Annotated in this window: 17 protein-coding genes, 1 other RNA gene and 1 pseudogene; 7 read left to right on the forward strand and 12 right to left on the reverse strand. The window is 59.9% G+C overall.

Annotated features, from left to right (window positions below):
• The coding region (locus INT40_RS16110; RefSeq protein WP_193096504.1) for a helix-turn-helix domain-containing protein at positions 1-294 on the forward strand (294 nt) is incomplete at its 5' end.
• A 52-nt stretch (positions 295-346) separates the two neighbouring features.
• Here INT40_RS16110 and INT40_RS16115 read toward each other — a convergent pair.
• The 5 genes from INT40_RS16115 to INT40_RS16135 all read right to left on the reverse strand — a co-directional run bounded on the left by INT40_RS16115 (position 347) and on the right by INT40_RS16135 (position 4,662).
• On the reverse strand, positions 347-1,348 hold the full coding sequence (locus tag INT40_RS16115) for a hypothetical protein (RefSeq protein ID WP_193073256.1): 1,002 nt from the start codon (positions 1,346-1,348) through the stop codon (positions 347-349).
• Complete coding sequence (locus INT40_RS16120) at positions 1,345-2,058, reverse strand: ATP-binding cassette domain-containing protein (RefSeq protein WP_226831516.1); 714 nt, start codon at positions 2,056-2,058, stop codon at positions 1,345-1,347. Before INT40_RS16120 ends, INT40_RS16115 begins: the two co-directional genes overlap by 4 nt.
• Position 2,059: 1 nt before the next feature.
• Positions 2,060-3,286 carry a hypothetical protein gene (locus INT40_RS16125; protein ID WP_193096505.1) on the reverse strand — a complete coding sequence of 409 codons (1,227 nt, stop codon included), beginning with the start codon at positions 3,284-3,286 and terminating at the stop codon, positions 2,060-2,062.
• A gap of 163 nt (positions 3,287-3,449) precedes the next feature.
• Entirely contained in the window at positions 3,450-3,797 is a 348-nt protein-coding gene (locus INT40_RS16130) for a lactococcin 972 family bacteriocin (RefSeq protein WP_193073259.1), read from the reverse strand.
• A gap of 388 nt (positions 3,798-4,185) precedes the next feature.
• Positions 4,186-4,662: a hypothetical protein gene (locus INT40_RS16135; RefSeq protein ID WP_193096506.1), complete on the reverse strand. Its 477-nt coding sequence runs from the start codon at positions 4,660-4,662 to the stop codon at positions 4,186-4,188.
• 446 nt (positions 4,663-5,108) lie between these two features.
• Between INT40_RS16135 and INT40_RS16140 the strand changes: the two genes are divergently transcribed.
• Positions 5,109-5,651 carry a YceI family protein gene (locus INT40_RS16140; protein ID WP_101574807.1) on the forward strand — a complete coding sequence of 181 codons (543 nt, stop codon included), beginning with the start codon at positions 5,109-5,111 and terminating at the stop codon, positions 5,649-5,651.
• A 141-nt stretch (positions 5,652-5,792) separates the two neighbouring features.
• On the opposite strand, the gene INT40_RS16145 is transcribed toward INT40_RS16140, so the two are convergent.
• Entirely contained in the window at positions 5,793-6,554 is a 762-nt protein-coding gene (locus INT40_RS16145) for a L,D-transpeptidase family protein (RefSeq protein ID WP_145997498.1), read from the reverse strand.
• Positions 6,555-6,623: 69 nt separating this feature from the next.
• Positions 6,624-8,000 carry a uracil-xanthine permease family protein gene (locus INT40_RS16150; RefSeq protein WP_219618928.1) on the reverse strand — a complete coding sequence of 459 codons (1,377 nt, stop codon included), beginning with the start codon at positions 7,998-8,000 and terminating at the stop codon, positions 6,624-6,626.
• Positions 8,001-8,245: 245 nt separating this feature from the next.
• On the opposite strand from INT40_RS16150, the pseudogene INT40_RS16155 reads away from it, so the two are divergent.
• Positions 8,246-8,890 (forward strand): annotated as a pseudogene (locus tag INT40_RS16155) (biotin synthase BioB); the annotation flags it as partial.
• Between the two features lie 40 nt (positions 8,891-8,930).
• On the opposite strand, the gene INT40_RS16160 reads toward INT40_RS16155, so the two are convergent.
• Positions 8,931-10,472 carry a fatty acyl-CoA synthetase gene (locus tag INT40_RS16160; protein ID WP_193070578.1) on the reverse strand — a complete coding sequence of 514 codons (1,542 nt, stop codon included), beginning with the start codon at positions 10,470-10,472 and terminating at the stop codon, positions 8,931-8,933.
• A 208-nt stretch (positions 10,473-10,680) separates the two neighbouring features.
• Here INT40_RS16160 and INT40_RS16165 point away from each other — a divergent pair, with 208 nt between their 5' ends.
• The gene (locus INT40_RS16165) at positions 10,681-11,514 is read left to right on the forward strand and encodes a Nif3-like dinuclear metal center hexameric protein (protein WP_193070577.1); all 834 of its coding nucleotides are present in this window, start codon (positions 10,681-10,683) and stop codon (positions 11,512-11,514) included.
• A gap of 45 nt (positions 11,515-11,559) precedes the next feature.
• Complete coding sequence (locus tag INT40_RS16170) at positions 11,560-12,288, forward strand: zinc ribbon domain-containing protein (RefSeq protein ID WP_193070576.1); 729 nt, start codon at positions 11,560-11,562, stop codon at positions 12,286-12,288.
• Positions 12,289-12,319: 31 nt separating this feature from the next.
• Here INT40_RS16170 and INT40_RS16175 read toward each other — a convergent pair whose 3' ends face one another.
• On the reverse strand, positions 12,320-13,153 hold the full coding sequence (locus INT40_RS16175) for a YaaA family protein (protein WP_193070604.1): 834 nt from the start codon (positions 13,151-13,153) through the stop codon (positions 12,320-12,322).
• A 72-nt stretch (positions 13,154-13,225) separates the two neighbouring features.
• Here INT40_RS16175 and rnpB point away from each other — a divergent pair.
• Positions 13,226-13,593: RNase P RNA component class A (rnpB, locus tag INT40_RS16180), an RNA gene on the forward strand.
• Positions 13,594-13,625: 32 nt separating this feature from the next.
• Here rnpB and ppgK read toward each other — a convergent pair.
• Both ppgK and map read right to left on the reverse strand, forming a co-directional pair.
• Entirely contained in the window at positions 13,626-14,459 is an 834-nt protein-coding gene (gene ppgK / locus INT40_RS16185) for a polyphosphate--glucose phosphotransferase (RefSeq protein ID WP_101574813.1), read from the reverse strand.
• A 1-nt stretch (position 14,460) separates the two neighbouring features.
• On the reverse strand, positions 14,461-15,369 hold the full coding sequence (gene map / locus INT40_RS16190; RefSeq protein ID WP_101574814.1) for a type I methionyl aminopeptidase: 909 nt from the start codon (positions 15,367-15,369) through the stop codon (positions 14,461-14,463).
• 143 nt (positions 15,370-15,512) lie between these two features.
• Between map and INT40_RS16195 the strand changes: the two genes are divergently transcribed.
• Entirely contained in the window at positions 15,513-16,238 is a 726-nt protein-coding gene (locus tag INT40_RS16195; RefSeq protein ID WP_101574815.1) for a FadR/GntR family transcriptional regulator, read from the forward strand.
• A 118-nt stretch (positions 16,239-16,356) separates the two neighbouring features.
• Here the strand turns inward: INT40_RS16195 and ald are convergent, their stop codons facing one another.
• Positions 16,357-17,475 (reverse strand): alanine dehydrogenase, encoded by a 1,119-nt coding sequence (gene ald / locus INT40_RS16200; RefSeq protein WP_101574816.1) that lies wholly within the window; start codon positions 17,473-17,475, stop codon positions 16,357-16,359.
• Positions 17,476-17,852 lie beyond the last annotated feature (377 nt).

Consider the following 17,852-nt stretch of genomic DNA (forward strand, 5'->3'; position numbering starts at 1 on the left):
TCGATCACTGGCGCCCAGAGGCACGACTGGTGGACCCCAGCGAAGCGAATATTCAGTAACGGGGCAGTCCAGTTCGAGCGCTGGCGGACCCTCGAACCCCAGCGCGAGGTGATCGAGCTGGCCAAAGCTCAAAGCGTCTATCAGCGCAAGCTCACTGACGAAGACGTGCAAGCCTGCCGAGCGAGGGCCGGCATGGGAATCTCGGTGGCCGAGGCTGCCCGACGCTACGCGGTCTCTCGGCAGACTCTCTACAACGCAATCAAAGGAACGGGAGCCTGCTCTCCCGATTCCTGAGGAGCTGAGCGTGTCAACCTATTGACGCCGAACGAGATGCTCGCAGTCGATTTTATGCGAAGCGTTTTTTGACAAGATCGCTGACACGGACCCGGTTGATGATCAACACCCCGGACAGCGAAGCTGCTGCCGTGAGCACGGTTGTGCTGATGAATGGGACTGCAAGAACTCGCACCGCGATTGCGAAATCCATTCCAGGTATCCATGGCAGCACTGCGATGCACAATAATGCGGCCGCGCCAGTGCTGAGTACCCCTCTCAGCCCTAACCGTGACCACCATGCTCGAATGAGGGAGTAGCCGTGCAATCGCTGCACCCCCAGCGCCGCAGCGTCGCGAGCTAGCGCACCGATCGTAGCCACAATGACCAGCGCGGCGAGGGTGCCAGAAAGCGCTAGAAGGGGCGTTGAAGACAACGGTTCGGCATCCACTGCATCGCCAGTGTCTTCAACGAACGTGGCGGGGGTGGTCAATGCTGCATCTGGATCTGTTTTGAGGATCTCTTCATTTACTTGCCGGCTGACTGCTTCAAGGAAACTCTCGAAATCTCTCCGAATATCGGTTTCGGCTTTGTAGACACCAATCGCTGGGAGGTTCGCGAACACGTCTTCTAACGGGCGGAATGTGAGGTCGTAGCTATTCGCGAGACTCTGCGGAGTCTCCTTCGTAGCACCGGGTTTAGTCGACAGCACTGTCCCTGTCGCCTGCGTTTCGGAGTTGGTCAGCGTGTTTCCGCTTACGAGGCGTGCACGGTCAAATATCTTCGTTGGGTGGTTGAGTCGAATGTAGTAGGTGAGGTCGAGGCCGTTTCCATCTGACTGGCGAACGGTTCTTCTCACGAGATTGACATTGTTCTCATCCGCCGCGGTAGTGAGAATACGTTCTGTCGCCGAGGGATCCTGGACAGGTACATCGCGGGGCCAGATGAAGACCGCCATGTCTTGGGTGAGACCCTCAGCCGCGGTTTCCTGCGCACGCTTAATCTCGGTGGTCAGTCCAAGAGCTGCTGTAATGATGAACGTGAAGAAGAGGGTGACCGCGACGAAATTTCTCACGAAGGTGCGTCCTCGTGGCCTGCGTCTTGGTTTGATGTTCCTTCGTGTTTACTCAGGGAGGCGACTTCTACGGTTCTGGTACAGATTTCAGCTACTCGAAGGTCATGCGTTGCGAGGAGGATGGTCCGTCCGTCGGCGCTCATTTCCCTCAGGAGTTTGACGATTTCATCGCGGTTGTTTTCATCGAGTGATCCGGTGGGTTCGTCGGCGAGAACGAGTTCGCATGGTTTCAGCCAAAGGCGCGCGATGGCTACTCTCTGCTGTTCTCCTCCGGAGAGAGAGTAGACGCGGCGATTTTCGTATCCAGGCAGACCCACGCGCTCGAGAATGCGGGCGATCTGCCTTGCGTGATCACTGCGGTCGGAAGAGTAGGTCAAAGCGACTTTCAGGTTTTCGCGCACCGTCGCGGAGCCAATGAGAGCGAAGTTTTGAAACAGGTACCCGAGGCGATGCCGCAAGAACAGAGTGGCGTCTCGTGAGCGGGGCCGTGGTGCTGTGGTGCCGAAAAGTCGAACTTCGCCTGCATCGGGAGAATCGAGGAGTCCAGAGAGATTGAGGATCGTCGACTTCCCAGACCCGCTGGGCCCGGTGAATGCGACCATTTCCCCGGGACTGACAGAGAAACTAGCGTGACTGAGTACAGTCCGTCCGGTGTAGGTTTTTTCGACGTTATCGAAAACGACAGGGTCTACTTCTTTACGGCTGGGCATATCAGATTTCCTTGAGGCGGAGAGCGGGATGGCGGCGATCGAAGACCATGACGACAGCGATGGCGATGACTGCCTCCACGAGCACAACGGAGCCAGTGACAGCAAGGAGAGCCGGCCATTCATCGAGAAGTACCAGAGGATGGAAATACTCTGGGATCGCCACATGGCCTCCGAGAACATAGAAACTGGTGGTTGCCACCAGAGCGGCAGGGATGAGAAGCAACCAGGACGTTGCGAGCCCCGCGAAGACCTCCCCGAAACTCTTGAGCCTCGAGTAACCGTGGAGTCTGCGGATAGCTGAGTGCACACGCCATCGTTCATAGGCGACTACTACAGCCACGATGCTTAAGACCACGGTCAAGGCTCCGGCCACAACTGCGGCAGTGATCAACCAACGCGCATCCTCAGATGAGAGGGAAAACTGCTCGTTGATTGCATCGGCAGGGTAGACGAGTGCAGTGAAGTTGTCATCGAGTTCGTACTTCTCGAACAGGGGCAGCAGCTCTTGGTAAACCTTCTCAGGGTCTCCATCGACTCGCACCTTCATTGGAGTGTCGATTTCACCGGTGATCGTGTTCTCCCAATCGCTGGCGATTGTGTTCGAGCGTGTCATCACTGTGACGATGGGGTCAGGCAACGTGTTGCCCTCTTTCGGTCGTATTTGGGTGTCAAACGTGAATAGATCTTGGCCGGGCTGTGTCCATACGATGCGAACCTTCTGTTTGCGGACTGCGTCACTGACTTCGTAGCTATTTGCTTCTGCGTATTCGACGTCGCTGTCGGATGGGCCATTGCGTGATTCCTGCACATAGTCTCGGATCAGATCCTCACGATCCTTCAAAGTCTCCGGAACAGCGATGACCCAGTCAGTTTCTTCATCTGAAACCGCGATGGGTTTTCCTGAGCTATCGAGAATGGGATACTTCTCAAGATAGTTGGTGTTCACGCTCATCTGAACATAGGGCAGCACAGGGTCGTCTCCGACAACATCCATGTCAGCTGCCTCGACGTAGATCCCTCCGCGATCGTCAAGCTCGGGGTAGATGCGTTCGGCTACGGTTTTGGAGATTCCGTCAGTGCCGTCCTTGATGGCCTGGAGGTCGTCTCCATTGCTTCGTGGGAAGTAAACGGCATAGTCTGTGCTTTCACTCCAGTCAGTGAGTGCCGAAGCATCGTCTGAAACGAGGGCGAAGGCGCTGAAGAGGCCGACAGCCACGGCAATGAGCACCCCCGCGGCACATGACTTTATCCCGAATGCCACCAAAGTCTTGATGCCACTCTTGGAAGGTATCCGCATAGGTTTCCTATCGTTAGCAGAAGATCATCCGAGCTGGGGTAGGCCGACTTTTCGGCCTACCCCAGCTCGGATGAGGATACTCGAACGGCTTTGACTACGCGTTCGCGCTCCACTTCGTCTTGCAGGTCTGTGATCTCTTGCCGTAGGCGTTCGCGTTGGCCCATTTGCCCTTACTGGCGGTCTTCGTCACATTGACGGAGCCGATGATCGCAGTGCCAGAGTGGCGCTTTGTGCGGTGGAAGTAGTGGGAGTAGCACTTCTTCTGCTTTCCGGCCTTCGTCGTCACTTTCTCGCTACCGAAGTTCCATGTTCCACCGCCCGGGCTCTTCTTCGCCTGGGTAGTGAAGCCTTCCCCTGTTGCCTCATCTTGCACAATGGCTTCACCTGAGGTCGCTTGTTCGCTTGAGGCGCTGACGTTGCTGGAGGAGGTGTCACTTGCCATTGCTCCAGTCGCACCAGTTGCCGACAGAGCAAGCGCGAGAACAACCGTCGCTATCGTCTTTGAAGTCTTCACTCCACTCTCATGTTTCTATCAATCATTCTTCAGTGAACGGTCAGGATTGACCAATTAGTCACGCTAACGAGAAGTTCCGCAAAGCACATCGCACGATAGTATGAAGTTTCGACCTTTTTCACTCAGCAACCAGAGCCGTGGGACTGATGCACGGATCGGTACTCGGCATGAGCCACGACGTCCACTTCAAGCTCGTACGCTCGAGGTGACCTGTCGTATCGATCCGACAGGTCACTTTGGCAAGTAGACGTGAAGTATTCGGCGAACATAGACACTTGAGGACTTGCTCTACCGCAGGATACCGGTCCTGTGGCTACTACACGGTCGGGAATCTACTATTTTTCTTGATCGACGCACGAACTAGTAACCCTATGGCCACTCCGACGGTGATGCCCACCCAGCCGATGATGACAGTTGATGAGTTGAACTGAGCTCTGCCCAAAGGCATCACCAGATACTGGATCATTTCAACCAGCAGCGACACAATGTAGGCGCTGAGAGTCAGAGAAATGATGTTCCTCCACTGTGTGAACACACCACTAGCAATCCCGATTGGAGTGAACAGAACGAGATTCATGGACTGCCAATTGATGGTGAGCAGCGCGCTAGGACTGGGGAGCGCCCACGTCCAGACTCGTGTAGTCAACAGGCCTTCTTCCATTTCCAGTGCGTGGCCTGTCGGAGTCAAGGTCGCAGACAGAATTAGCATCAAGCTAGCTAGCCACCAAAACACTATGATCGGTTGTTCCTTTAGCTTTGCTCCGAGACGTTTGGCAAAAAGAGCTGCGATCACTGCCCCTACAACGAAGGCTGGCAGTGCAAACGGTAGGGCGCTGAAGTATCTGGACATTTACAGACCCGTACAGAACGTCGTTCTTGTGTCATAGATCTTGCCCGAAATCGTGTCTTTCATTAGACCCCTAGCGCCAGGGCGCGTCTCGCAGAGACGCCCGCGTCCCGATTTTTGTTGTAGGCGACCTTGTTCTTGGAGACCTTACCTTCAATACAACTTGGGCATTGAGAGTTTCATTCAGATTATCCGACTGCTCATCCCAGTCAGTGGCGCTACCACCGATAGTTCTGCTCTCGTTCGCCCAAGGCCAATCGCCTCGACAACATGACAGTTCGGTCCCAGAACATATACGCTGAACTCATACGCACCTCAGTGCTCACACAGTACTGACTTGGGGTCTCGGCACTGGGATCCCATGATCTCAGCTCGGCCGAAGGAGCACGACTTTGCCATCAGACGAACAGCTGACCGGAACTTGGGTCATCGACCCCGCACATACCCGCCTCGGATTCTCCAGCCGTCACGCGATGGTCTCGCGCATCCGTGGTGCTTTCAACACCGTCGAGGGCAAAGTCGTCGTCGCTGAGGATCTGGCGAATACCGAAGTGACCATCACGATTGATGTTGACAGCGTTGACACACGCACCCCTGATCGCGATGCTCACCTGCGAAGCGCAGACTTCTTCGACGTCGAAAACTATCCGACGATCACATTCAAATCCACCGGCGTCGATGAGGTCGAAGAAGGAAGCTACATCGTCAACGGTGACCTGACGATCCGCGATACCACCCGGCCAGTCTCTGTCCCCCTCGAGCTGCTGGGAATCGACCGCGATCAGAACGGTGCATTGAGGGCAGGCTTCGAAGGCAAACGCCGCATCGATCGTAAGGACTGGGGTGTGACGTGGAATACGACCTTGGATTCTGGCGGTCTGCTCGTCAGTGACAAGATCACTCTCGAATTCGAGCTCTCCCTGATCAAGGAATAGTCGGGCGGACGGATCGTTTTAAGAGGCGGTCAGGGGGCGCTGAGAAGCGCCCCCCCTGACCGCCTCTTCGTTGTTTGCCACCGCTTCTTCGTCGCTACGCCGGCCTGAGTTGTTGATTGAGCTTTTGACCTAGTTGCTGACCTAGCGGTTGATCGCCATCTCAACCGCACTGTCATCTTCCCACTCGAAGATTCTCAGCAGGTCCGCCTCCGATACCGATACGCAGCCTGCAGTCTCCTGACTACCCGTGTTGACGTGGAGGAAGATCGCTGAACCCTTGCCTGGCGTGGCGGCGGTGTTGTAGTCAATGACCTGGCCGTAGTCGTACGCGGGGGTCTGGTGCATGGATTCCCCGGAGTATCCGTCGGACTTCTTCTGCATGGTGTTGTAGCCCTTCACCGCGTCTCCATCGACCCAGACATCGTCCTTGGTGGTCTTGACGTACTTGGAGCCGTGAAACTGCTTGGGCTCCGCCTTCATGCCGAACCCATAGCCCATGTTGTACACGCCGGACGGCGTCTTGCCGTCGCCCTCATGCTTCGCTCCGGCGTCGGCGATGCCGTTATAGCCGACGTATCCGTCGACACTCATCGCAGAATAGTAGTTGTCATCCCACTTCTCGCAAGCGTCGACCGTTGCGGTAGATCCGCCGGTGCCGGTGACGGCAATGACCTTCTTCGCGGTGGCGCCCGAAGCCACAGAGCATTTCTCGCCGAGGTGATCCGGCTTCTGCGAGGCATTGCCGTCGACGAGCCCAGCCCCGAGACCCATAGCGGCCTGAGCCGAGGTCCCAGTCAACAGAGCGCCCGCAGCCAACGCTGTGGCAAAGCCCGATGTCAGCCAGCGGCGTGTTCTGCGTGAGCGGAAATGGGCAGCTCGTGGGTGTGTATGTGCAGGTTTCATGACTGTCTCCTCATCATCGGATTCTTATCATTGGGGGAAGGGCCTACGTGATTGCTGGGACGGCTGCGTTCAGGGCGAGTAGGGCGGAGTTCGTTCTTCATTCTCAGCACCGGGTTCAGCTCCAATATCTGCCTCGGTGCCGGCGTCCTGATCTCCGTCCACGTCCTGGTCGGTGCCGCGCCATTTCGCGATGCCGCGCATGACTTGATAGATGATGATCGCCGAGGCTGAACCAAGTGCAATGCCTTCGAACTGAAGGTCACCGGGAGTCCAGGTGAAATTGGCGATCGCGACGATCAGCGCCACCGCGGCGGTGTTGAGGTTGATGGGGTTGGAGAAGTCGACCTTGTTCTCCACCCAGATGCGCACGCCCAGCATGCCGATCATCCCGTAGAGCACGGTTGCCGCCCCGCCCAGAACACCGGGTGGGATGGTTGCGATGATCTCTCCGAATTTGGGCAGCAGGCTCAAGATCAGCGCAATGACGCCGGCACATAGGTAGGCGGCCGTTGAGAAGATTCGTGTCGCGGCCATGACACCGATGTTCTCGGCATAGGTCGTCGTTCCCGAACCTCCGCCTGTGCCGGCGAGAATCGTGGAGAACCCATCGGCGAACAGCGTCCGGCCCGTGATCGAGTCGAGATCGCGTCCGGTCATCGCCGACACCGATTTCACATGTCCGATGTTCTCAGCGATGAGGACGAAGACGACGGGGAGAAAGAGCCCCAAGTAGCCCAGGTCGAATGCGGGGGCATGGAAGGCAGGCAGTCCCACCCAATCGGCCTGTCCGACAGTGGTGAAGTCGATCTGCCCCTGCATCCATGCTGCACCGTAGCCGACGAGGACGCCGACGAGGATGGACAGGCGGCCGAGCATTCCACGAAACAGCACACTGGTGACCAAGACGGTGGCAATCGTGATCACCGCGGTCAGGGGAGCTTCCTTCACCCAGTCCCAGGCAGCGGGCGCGAGGTTGAGCCCGATGAGAGCGACGATGGACCCGGTGACAACCGGAGGCATGGTGACTTCGATCCACCGCACTCCGGCGAAGTGGACGACGATGCCCACCAGAGCGAGAGTCACTCCGACAGAGATGATCCCGCCCTGCGCCAGGGCCATGGCGTGGGAGTCGAGGTCCTCGCCCGAGGTGGCTGCGAATCCGGTGACGGCACCGATGGGTGCCAGCAGGCCAAAGGATGAACCCAGATATGAGGGCATCATACCCTTGGTGATGAGCAGGAAGAGAAGCGTTCCGATAGCTGTGAAGAACAGCGTGGTCGAGGGAGGGAAGCCGGTCAACAGAGGCACGAGGAACGTCGCCCCGAACATGGCCACCACGTGTTGGGCGCCGATTCCCACGGTCCGCGGCCAACTCAGCCGCTCCTCGGGCAGAACGCTCTCTCCAGGACGGATCGTCTTGCCATCCCCGTGCCGCTTCCAGCCCATTCTTCCGTCGAAGGGACTGGACGCAGGTGTCGCCTCATTGGGGGATGTCACCACTCGTCTCCTTTTCCGCCCGCCCGGAGGTGGCGGTGTCTGTTCGTCATACGTTTGCTGCCGAGAGCAGTCTATTCGTTTTCACCCACCCTTCATGCGCCGGTTCGAGCCAGGACTGATACTTCATTGAACACTGTTCAAGAAAGACGGCTTGCAAGCTAAGCTCATTACGCGACTATAAGGAGAAACCACCGATGACCAGCTGGTTCGACACCCTTGCCGACTCCCTACTCGATGGTGCAGTGATCACCGCTGAACAGGCGACTGCTCCGCTGGCGACGCCCGACCGCGAACTCCTCGATCTCGTCGCCGCGGGATTCCGGCTCAGGCGCAGACAGTTCGGAATGAGCGTCAAACTCAACTACTCCGTCAACCTCAAATCGGGACTGTGTCCGGAGAGCTGCAGCTATTTCTCACAAGCCCTTTGATCCTCGGCGCCGTCGTGGCTGAAGACCGATGAAGCAGTGAAGCAGGCAGATCTCGGCATCCGCGGAGGAGTCTCACGGGTCTGCCTGGTCGCCAGCGGACGAGGCCCCGGAAATCGCGACGTCGACCTGCGCATCGTCATCACGGCGCGATTCGTCTGCCCAGACCGGGAGACCAGGCTGGCCGGCGGACGCGAGATCCATCTCCGGTCGTTGCAGGCACAGGCGCTGCACGTGGCGAACTCGATCTTCCTCGGCGACTACCTCACAGCAGAAGGGCAGGCCGCCGAAGAGGATATCGTCCTCATTCGCGACAACGGTTTCACCATCCTCGGTTCCGAGAACGGCGTCGAAGCTTCGCCCACTTCCACAATCAGTAACCTGGGAGCGGGCACAGTGCAGGGAGCCAACGCGTGAGCCCGACTCATAACCTGGCTGCAAGCAGGTGTGCGCTTCAGGGTTCGCGCAGCTGTCGCTTGAGGATCTTGCCGGCGGAGTTCTTCGGCAGTTCGGCCACGAAGTCGACGCGTTTGGGAACCTTGAAACCGGCCAGACGATCCTTGACATGGGTGAGCACTTGCGCCTCGGTGATCTTAGGCTGATCAGGCTTGATGACGACGAAAGCGGTGATCGCCTCGATCCACTTCTCATCGGCGACACCGACGACCGCCACCTCGGCGACCTGGGGGAGTTCGAAGATCGCGTCCTCAACCTGTCGACTGGCCACCAGCACGCCGCCTGTGTTGATGACGTCCTTGACTCGGTCGACGACCTCGATGAAACCGTTTTCGTCTACGGTGACGAGGTCTCCGGAATGGAACCAACCGTTGTCGAAGGCTTCGGCTGTGGCCTCGGGCCGATTCCAGTAGCCCTCACACAGCTGCGGTGATCGGTAGAGGATCTCACCCTGTTCGTCGACACCGACATCATTGCCGTCGCCGTTGACGACCCGGGTTTCGACGAAGAAGACGGGCCGACCGGCTGAGGCCGCGTGATCATCGTGTTCTTCGGGACGAAGCACAGCGCACAAGGGTCCCAGCTCGGATTGGCCGAAACAGTTATAGAAGCCTAATTTCGGCAGACGCTGTCGCAGTTTCTCAAGCACCGGCCCCGGCATGATCGAGGCACCGTAGTAGGCCTTGCGCAGGCTCTCCAGATTGCGGGTATCGAGGTCGGGGCTGTTCGCGAGTGCGACCCACACCGTGGGGGCGGCGAAGAAGGAGTTGATCTCGCGTTCCTCGAAGATTGACAGCAGCTGCTCGGGGACGGGTGCGGGCACGACGATGTTGTGGGCCCCGATGGACAGCAGCGGAAGAAGGAAGACGTGCATCTGCGCCGAGTGATAGAGGGGGAGTGCATGGACTGCTCGGTCGGTGGGAGCGAAGTCGAGGCTCATCAGTGATGACATGTATTCGTGAACGAGTGCACGGTGGGTCATGATCGCACCCTTGGGCGCCGAGGTGGTCCCCGAGGTGTAGAGCAGCTGTGCGATGTCGGTGTCCGCGACGTCGAATTCCTCAGGAGCCGCCGGTGCGGTATCGGGTGCAGCAGCCGATTTCAGAAGCGTGGAGAAGTCCATGACCTGGGCATCGGCTCCGGTCGGTGTTGCGGTGACTGCATCGAGGAGATCGGCATCGGCGAAGACGAGCCGTGCTCCTGAATTGTCCAGAATGTAGTCGAGCTCGTCATTCTTAAGCTGATAGTTCACCGGCACATGGATGAGACCTGCGCGGGCACAGCCGAGGTAGAGGAGGAGGTAGAGATCGGAGTTCTTCCCGTAGGCGGCGACCCGGTCTCCCTTCTGTGCCCCGAGGTTGACCAGTTCGCGAGCCACAGCCGTCACCGCTGTGTCCAGACTGGAATAGGTCCACGTGCGGTCGCCGAATTCCACGGCGGTGGAGTCGCCGAAGCGTCCTGCGCTGCGACGCACGATATCGGCGACAGTGGAGGAGAAATGCAGTTCCGGCGATGGCGTAGTCGATGTATTCGTAGTCATGGGCCAAATCTATAGCCCAACTGTGATCTGGTGAACAGCGTCTCGCATATTTTTGCTGCATCTCGGACAATTCTGTGCCGCTGCCGCGCCCCTGCGAATGACCCACTCCGGGCACGCTGCTGCCGGCACCCCATTGAACACGCCGCGGCTGTGGTGGCTTCGCTGGCGTAGCCTGCCCGTGGCTGCTCGGATGTAATACTGTGGTGGCATGAGATACCCGAAGGTCAGTGAATGTGTGGACGTCTTCGAAACACTGTGGCCAACGGCCCTGGCAGAGAGTTGGGATTCGGTCGGTCTGGCCGTGGGCGATCCCGATGCCGACGTGCGCTCGATCCTGCTCGCACTCGACCCCATGGACGCGGTCATCGCAGAAGCGGTGGTGTTGGGTGCAGATCTTGTGTTCAACCATCATCCGCTCATGCTCAAACCCGTGAAATCGGTCAACGCCTCCACCCTCAAGGGTGGTGCCGTCCACACGCTGATCAGCAATGACATCGCGTTGTTCAACGCCCACACGAATGCGGATTCCGCGCGTGGGGGAGTCTCGGACGCGCTCATCTCCCTGCTCGGCATCGGCGACGCGGTTCCCCTCGTGCCCCATGCAGAAGGGGCGAGCACCGGAATCGGCCGTGTCGGAGATCTTCCCAAGCGGACGCCGGTGCGCGATATCGCCCGTACCCTTGCCACTCTTCTTCCCCGAACAACGACGGGTGTGCGCATCGCCGGCGACCCAGCTGCGGCCGTCACGCGAGTCGCCGTCTGCGGTGGTGCGGGAGATTCTCTGTTCGACGAGGTCCGTGCCAGCGGCGCGGAGGTCTACATCACGGCCGACCTTCGTCACCATCCCGCCACTGAGGCTCGCGACACCGCCAACAGGCAGGGCGGACGCCCGCAGCTCATCGATGTCTCCCACTGGGCTTCGGAGACCGTCTGGCTGACCGCGGCCGCCGAACAGTTGGAGACCGAATTCGCCGAGCGCGGATTCACGGTTGCCCTGCAGCATTCGGCGGTCAACACCGATCCCTGGGTCGAACGCTATTGATTCCCTGCCCACGACCCCCGATGCTTCGATGACAAGGAACCCCCAATGCTGATCACTGCCGAACAACGCACAGAACTCGAATCACTCATCGAACTTGCCGCCCACGGTCGCGCCCTGCGGCACGAACACGACAACCCCACTCAAGCCTCGGCATTGAATGATCTCGTGTCCTCGCACAAGGAGCTCGAGACTAAGAAGACCGAGGCCGCCGAGGTGGTTGAGAAGTACCGCGCCGAGGTTGCCGAGCACGCCGGTGCCATCGAGGCCCAGAACGGCCAGATCAAGAAGAAGACCGTCGAGCTCAATGATGGCACCGGTCTGACCAGTCGTGATCTCGTCAATCTGCAGGGCGAGATCGCAGGTCATGAGGAACGCGTTGCTGAGCTTGAAGAGGCTGAGCTCGGTACCATGGAGGAACTCGAATCCGCTGAGGCTGCGCTCACCGAAGTCGAGGCCTCCCTCGCCGAGGTGATCGCATCTGGCCGTGCCACGCAGACGGCAATCAAGGACCGTAAAGCGGAGTTGGCTGCCGAGCTTGAGGCCAACAGTGCCTCGGCGCAGAAACTGAAGGCCGACCTGCCTGAGGCGTTGATTCGCCAGTTCGAGCAGAATGTCGCCCAGGGCGGTCCTGGAGCTGCGATCCTGAATGGCCCGAACTGCCAGGCGTGTGGTCAGGAGATCAGCGGCATGGCGTGGAAGAGCATGCTGCTCGAGGACCCGAACCAGACCTATGAGTGTGAAGAGTGCGAGTCGGTTCTGCTGCGTAAGGGCTGAGCCCGGCTCCATGAGCGGGAGCGAGAGGGACTCAGTCGCGCAGGATGATGCTCAGCGCCGCCGGCCGGTTCTTGGCATGTGGGGTGAATTCGACCTCATAGGACTCTTCTGCCCGTGAAACCAGATCCTCAGAGTTCGCCGGCAGCTCACGGTCGTCTGCGAGCAGTCGGCCGACGAGTTCGCCGCGATAGTACTTTGCCCAATGGGAGACAACGCTGCGCTTGGCACCGATGACCTTGACGGCTCCCAGTGTGATGACCTGCTCGTGAGGTCCCGGCCATGCGCCCCGGTAGTCACTGGATCGGCAGTCGAGGATCACCTCGGCGGGGTCGACCATGAGTGATTTGGCCAAGACCGGCTTCCACCAGGACGACAGCTTGCCGAGGGTGCCGAGGTCGGTCTTCATCGCCAGCCGATAGGCGGGTATCGGATCGAGGCCGTTGACCTGGCCGAAGAGCGCCGAGAACACGTGCACATTTCGCAGGCGCTGGGCCAGAGTCTCATCGGCCATAGCATCGGCGACGAGATCCGGGGCACCCATCGCTTCATAGAGAACACCGGAATAGGTCAGAAGGGCCGGGGCGCAGGGGAGCGTATCGAGGCCGACATTGCGTTCGACGTCGGCCGCTAGCGAAGCTCCCACCCCTAGCTGAGTGAGTGCGTCTTTACGTTTGGATACCTTCTGCAGGGCAGCGAGGACCTTCTTCCGCTGTGGGGTGAGATCCGGTGCAGAGAGCCCTGGGAGGTCGAGTGGGGGACCCGAGTTCGCGGGAGTCTTACCTTCTGAGGGCGGCAATAGGATCTTCACGTCACCATCGTAGGTCCCAACGGCGAATCGCTGATTCTCTGTCCACGTTAGTTTCATCACGCCTGGCTCCTGCGTGCTGGAAGCGGCCCGATCACTGTGGCCGATGAGGGTAGACTGCTGTACTCGAGGACAGGTCACCAGACGGTCGCGGCTCTCTCACGAGAGCTGAGGAACGTCCGGGCTCCACAGAGCAAGGATGGTGGGTAACACCCACCCGGGGTAACCCGCGGGCCAGTGCAACAGAAAGCAGACCGCCCAGTTTCGACTGGGTAAGGGTGAAACGGTGGTGTAAGAGACCACCAGGGTGCCGGGTGACCGGCGCCGCTGGGTAAACCCCATCCGGAGCAAGATCAGACAGGCGACGTTCGAGGCTGCTCGCCGAGTCGTCGGGTGGATTGCTTGAGGCCGGTGGCAACATCGGTCCCAGATAGATGACCGTCCGTCGAGAAGGGTAACCGACTCGATGACAGAACCCGGCGTATCGGTGGCCTGTCCTCACCTACACTGCCAGACCGGCGCCGCGTCCGAGCTAGGCGGTGCCCTTCTTCACCTTGGCCTTGCCGTTGTTGGCAGCCAGAATCGCAGCACCGACGATGCCGGCATTGTTGAACAGCGTCGCCGGCCGCAGCTCTGCCCGGGTGCTGATCAGGTGCAGGAACTGTGCATGCGATTTCGAGATGCCACCGCCGATGAGGATCACGTCGGGTGCCACCAGCAGTTCGACCTGCGAATAGTACTGCTGCAGCCGTCCCGCCCACTCCTCGTAGCTGAGCCCCTCACGGACCTTGACCGATTCGGCCGCCTGGGTCTCCGCATCGCGACCGTTCATCTCGAAGTGACCCAGCTCGGTGTAGGGCACCAAACGCCCCTGAGTGAAGAGTGCTGTGCCGATGCCGGTGCCCAAGGTCGTCAGCAGCACCGTCTTCTTACGATGTTTGCGGCCGGCACCGAAGGTCATCTCGGCCAAACCTGCCGCGTCAGCATCGTTCATGATGAAGAAGCGCCGACCGGTATGTTCGGCAAGGATTCCAGTGATGTTCGACCCGATCCATGACTGGTCGAGATTCGCCGCGTATTCCACATGGTCATCGCGGACGACGCCGGGAAACCCGCAGCCGATCGGCAGAGCATCGAGAGCTGAACGGTCGTCGACGACCCCCAGCTCGAGTGCTGTGGATACAAGGAGCTCGACGAGCTGTGCGATCGCCTCGGCGACAGCGACCGGGGAACTGGGCTTCGGGGTGAGCACCCGTACACGCTTGAAGGCGAGGCCGCCGGTCTCGGTGTCGACGAGTGCGGCTTTGATGCCTGTTCCTCCGACATCGACTCCGATGGCGAAGCGTCCTGGCTGATCGTTCGTCATCTCAATCCTGTCGGGTCGCGGGGCCCGCAGCGATGGCTGCATCGGCATCGGGGAGAGTGAGGATATCGGCACCGGTCTCGGTGACGACAAGTGTGTGTTCGAACTGTGCGGAGCGCTTCCGGTCCTTGGTCACCACAGTCCACGCATCGTCCCAGACGTCCCAATCCACGGTTCCGAGGTTGAGCATCGGTTCGATGGTGAAGATCATTCCCGGTTCCATCACCTCGGCGTGGGCGGGTGCCGCGTCGTAGTGGGGGACGATGAGTCCGGAGTGGAACTCACGGCCGACCCCGTGTCCGCTGTAGTCGCGGACGACACCGTAGTCGAAGCGCTTCGCGTACTTCTCGATGACTCGTCCGATGACGTTGATCTCGCGGCCCGGCTTGACGGCCTTGATGCCACGCATCGTGGCGTCCCAGGTGCGTTCCACGAGGAGGCGCGATTCTTCATCGACGTCTCCGGCATAGAAGGTGTAGTTCGTGTCGCCGTGCATGCCTTCGATGTATGCGGTGATGTCGACGTTGACGATGTCTCCGTCGGCGATGACGGTCGAGTCTGGGATGCCGTGGCAGATCACCTCGTTGAGCGATGTGCATACAGACTTCGGGAATCCGCGATAGCCCAGGGTCGAAGGATAGGCGCCGTGGTCGCACATGTATTCGTGGGCGACACGGTCGATGGCATCGGTGGTCACGCCCGGTTCGATCATGTCGCCGACGGCGGCAAGAGCATTCGCCGCGATCGTGCCCGCAGCGCGGACCTTTTCTATCTCCTCAGTGGAATAGAAGTTGCTGCCCCGACCTTCGTCGGCATCTGCGCGTCCGACGTATTCGGGTCTGGTGATGTTCTGGGGGACTCCGCGCTCGGGGGAGATGGTTCCGGGCGTGAGTAGGCGAGGCGTTTCAGTCATGGTGCCTTCGATTCTAGAGCGGTTGAGCCCAGATATTCCACAATCGCGGTGCCTGTCGAAACGAGCGGCCTGTGGGAGGGGATATTAGAGTGGAGGAAACGAATGTCGCCCGTGTGTGCGACTGGGATGAAAGAGGAGGAGTGATGAACGATCAGGCCCCTTCTGCCGGCCACGAGTTTTCGGGACTCAGCGATGTGGTGAGTCTGACCAGCGCTCCACAGCAGATCGCTGATCACATCCTCTCCGGCATCGCCGTAGGTGCTCTTCCCGAAGGCACGCTGCTGCCCGGCGAGCGGGCACTTGCCGCTGATCTTCAGGTCTCACGCTCGAGTGTGCGCGCGGCGCTGCTGCGCCTCGAACGTCTCGGTGTCGTCGAACGCAGGCGGGGCCGCGGCGGCGGAACTTTCGTCGCCAACGCGGAGCCGACGACTCTGGCACCGATGGCCGATCGCATCGGTGAGTTCCATGCCGAACGCCGCAATCTCCTGGATGCCCGTGCGATCTTCCAGAACAGTCTCGCTGCGACAGCGGCTCTGCGACGCACCGACGAGGAGCTCACAGGGCTCAGGGAGCTGGCACAGAGATACTCCGAACGTGCCGAGGCCGGAGTGGCCAGAACAGCCGATGCCCAGTTCCACTTCGCCATCGCTCGAGCAGGACATAACCCAGAACTCGTTCGCATGGCCATCGACATCGACACCAGGATCAACGCGGGCTTCCGCCACGACCCGTTCTCCCACACGCTGTTCGACCATGCGGTGGCCGATCACGCGGCCATCGTCGAGGCGATCGCCGCGCAGGACGCGCAGGCCGCCGGCCGTCTGTGCGAGGAACACTTCCGGTCGACGACGATGCCGCCGCAGAACTGACTCGGGCCACTGAAGCCCCTGAACAGGACCCACATATCGCTGAAGGCCGACATCATGGCATGATGTCGGCCTTCTTGACACTCAAGCCGGGTGCGTGCGTCTGCCCCCAGCTCAGCTGTCAGTTCGCCAGGGCGTGTTCGACGGAGACAGCCTCGAGACCGAAGGCCTCGGCGACGTTGTCGTTGGTGACGTGCCCGTTGTGGATATTGAGTCCGCGAGCCAGCGCCGAGTCCTTCGACAGGGCCGAGTGCCATCCCTGGTTGGCGATCTTGACCGCGAAGGGCAGAGTCGCGTTGGTCAGGGCGGCCGTGGCGGTGTTCGGCACCGCTCCGGGCATGTTCGCCACACAGTAGTAGATCGAGTTGTGCACCTCGAACGTGGGATCATCATGAGTCGTGGCATGCGAGTTCTCAAAGCAGCCGCCTTGGTCGATGGCGATGTCGACGAGGACCGAGCCTGGCTTCATACCCGCAACCATCTCGTCGGTGACGAGCTTCGGTGCCTTCTTGCCGGGGATGAGCACCGAACCGATGACCAGGTCGGCAGAGGCGAGCGACTTCGTGATCTCGTACTTGTTCGAGACCTTCGTGGCGATCGCACCGGCGAAGGTCTCATCGATCTGACGCAGGCGAGGAATGTTGATGTCGATGACTTCGACGTTGGCTCCCAGACCCAGCGCCATCCGAGCAGCATTGGTTCCGGCGACACCTGCACCGATGACGACGACATTGGCGCGTTCGACACCGGGGACGCCGGAGAGCAGAATGCCACGTCCACCGGAGGCCTTGAGCAGGCTGTGAGCACCGACCTGCGTCGACAGCCGACCTGCGATCTCACTCATCGGTGCCAGCAGCGGCAGGCCGCCGCCGTCGGGCTGAACCGTCTCGTAGGCGATCGCAGTGGTGCCCGCGTTCATCAGCGCCTGGGTCAGCGCCTCATCGGCGGCAAGGTGCAGGTAGGTGAAGAGGATGAGGTCCTTGCGCAGGAATCCGTATTCTTCGGCGATGGGTTCTTTGACTTTGAGGACCATGTCTCCGGCGGTCCAGGTGGATTCCGCGTCCGGGGCGATCCTGGCGCCGGCTTCTGTGTACTCATCATCTGTAATGAATGATCCGAGTCCGGCTCCTGCCTGAACCGTGACTTCATGTCCGTGGGCGACGAGCTCATGGACACCGGCAGCGGTGATGGCGACGCGGAACTCGTTGTTCTTGACCTCTGTGGGCACTGAAATGCGCATAGCTTTCCTTCTCTCATGTTGCCCTATGGGCAGTTCCAGCCGAATCGACCTGTGGCTGAGTTCGATATGTGGCCGAGGATACATCTCACTGTATTCCGTAGAAGGTCTGGAGGGCAAACCTTTATCACCCGGATTCGTGGAAATCTCTGCGGATTCGGTGGAATAACGAGGCAGAAGATGCGAAACAACCATATTTTGTTCTCATCGGGCACAGAAACAGACGAAAATTGAAACGCGTCGAGTCTGGCTCAACGCCCCGGCGGCTTTGCAGGATGCTGCTCCGGGCCCGTGGCAATGCGCTCCGGGCCTGCAGGAAGAGTGCTGCCGACCTGCAGACGGGAAGTCGCGTGGCGGGGTCCCGGCAGCAGCGAGGAGAA

Source organism: Brevibacterium sp. FME17 (genome assembly GCF_014897515.1).
In the GTDB taxonomy this organism is placed as follows: domain Bacteria; phylum Actinomycetota; class Actinomycetes; order Actinomycetales; family Brevibacteriaceae; genus Brevibacterium.

What these genes read in the sequence shown, in the direction of transcription:
- INT40_RS16120 (WP_226831516.1), bottom strand. Translation starts at nt 2,058, where the DNA reads ATGCCCAGCCGTAAAGAAGTAGACCCTGTCGTTTTCGATAACGTCGAA.
- INT40_RS16130 (WP_193073259.1), bottom strand. Translation starts at nt 3,797, where the DNA reads ATGGCAAGTGACACCTCCTCCAGCAACGTCAGCGCCTCAAGCGAACAA.
- INT40_RS16145 (WP_145997498.1), bottom strand. Translation starts at nt 6,554, where the DNA reads ATGAAACCTGCACATACACACCCACGAGCTGCCCATTTCCGCTCACGC.
- INT40_RS16150 (WP_219618928.1), bottom strand. Translation starts at nt 8,000, where the DNA reads ATGGGCTGGAAGCGGCACGGGGATGGCAAGACGATCCGTCCTGGAGAG.
- INT40_RS16160 (WP_193070578.1), bottom strand. Translation starts at nt 10,472, where the DNA reads ATGACTACGAATACATCGACTACGCCATCGCCGGAACTGCATTTCTCC.
- INT40_RS16165 (WP_193070577.1), top strand. Translation starts at nt 10,681, where the DNA reads ATGAGATACCCGAAGGTCAGTGAATGTGTGGACGTCTTCGAAACACTG.
- INT40_RS16170 (WP_193070576.1), top strand. Translation starts at nt 11,560, where the DNA reads ATGCTGATCACTGCCGAACAACGCACAGAACTCGAATCACTCATCGAA.
- INT40_RS16175 (WP_193070604.1), bottom strand. Translation starts at nt 13,153, where the DNA reads ATGAAACTAACGTGGACAGAGAATCAGCGATTCGCCGTTGGGACCTAC.
- ppgK (WP_101574813.1), bottom strand. Translation starts at nt 14,459, where the DNA reads ATGACGAACGATCAGCCAGGACGCTTCGCCATCGGAGTCGATGTCGGA.
- map (WP_101574814.1), bottom strand. Translation starts at nt 15,369, where the DNA reads ATGACTGAAACGCCTCGCCTACTCACGCCCGGAACCATCTCCCCCGAG.
- INT40_RS16195 (WP_101574815.1), top strand. Translation starts at nt 15,513, where the DNA reads ATGAACGATCAGGCCCCTTCTGCCGGCCACGAGTTTTCGGGACTCAGC.
- ald (WP_101574816.1), bottom strand. Translation starts at nt 17,475, where the DNA reads ATGCGCATTTCAGTGCCCACAGAGGTCAAGAACAACGAGTTCCGCGTC.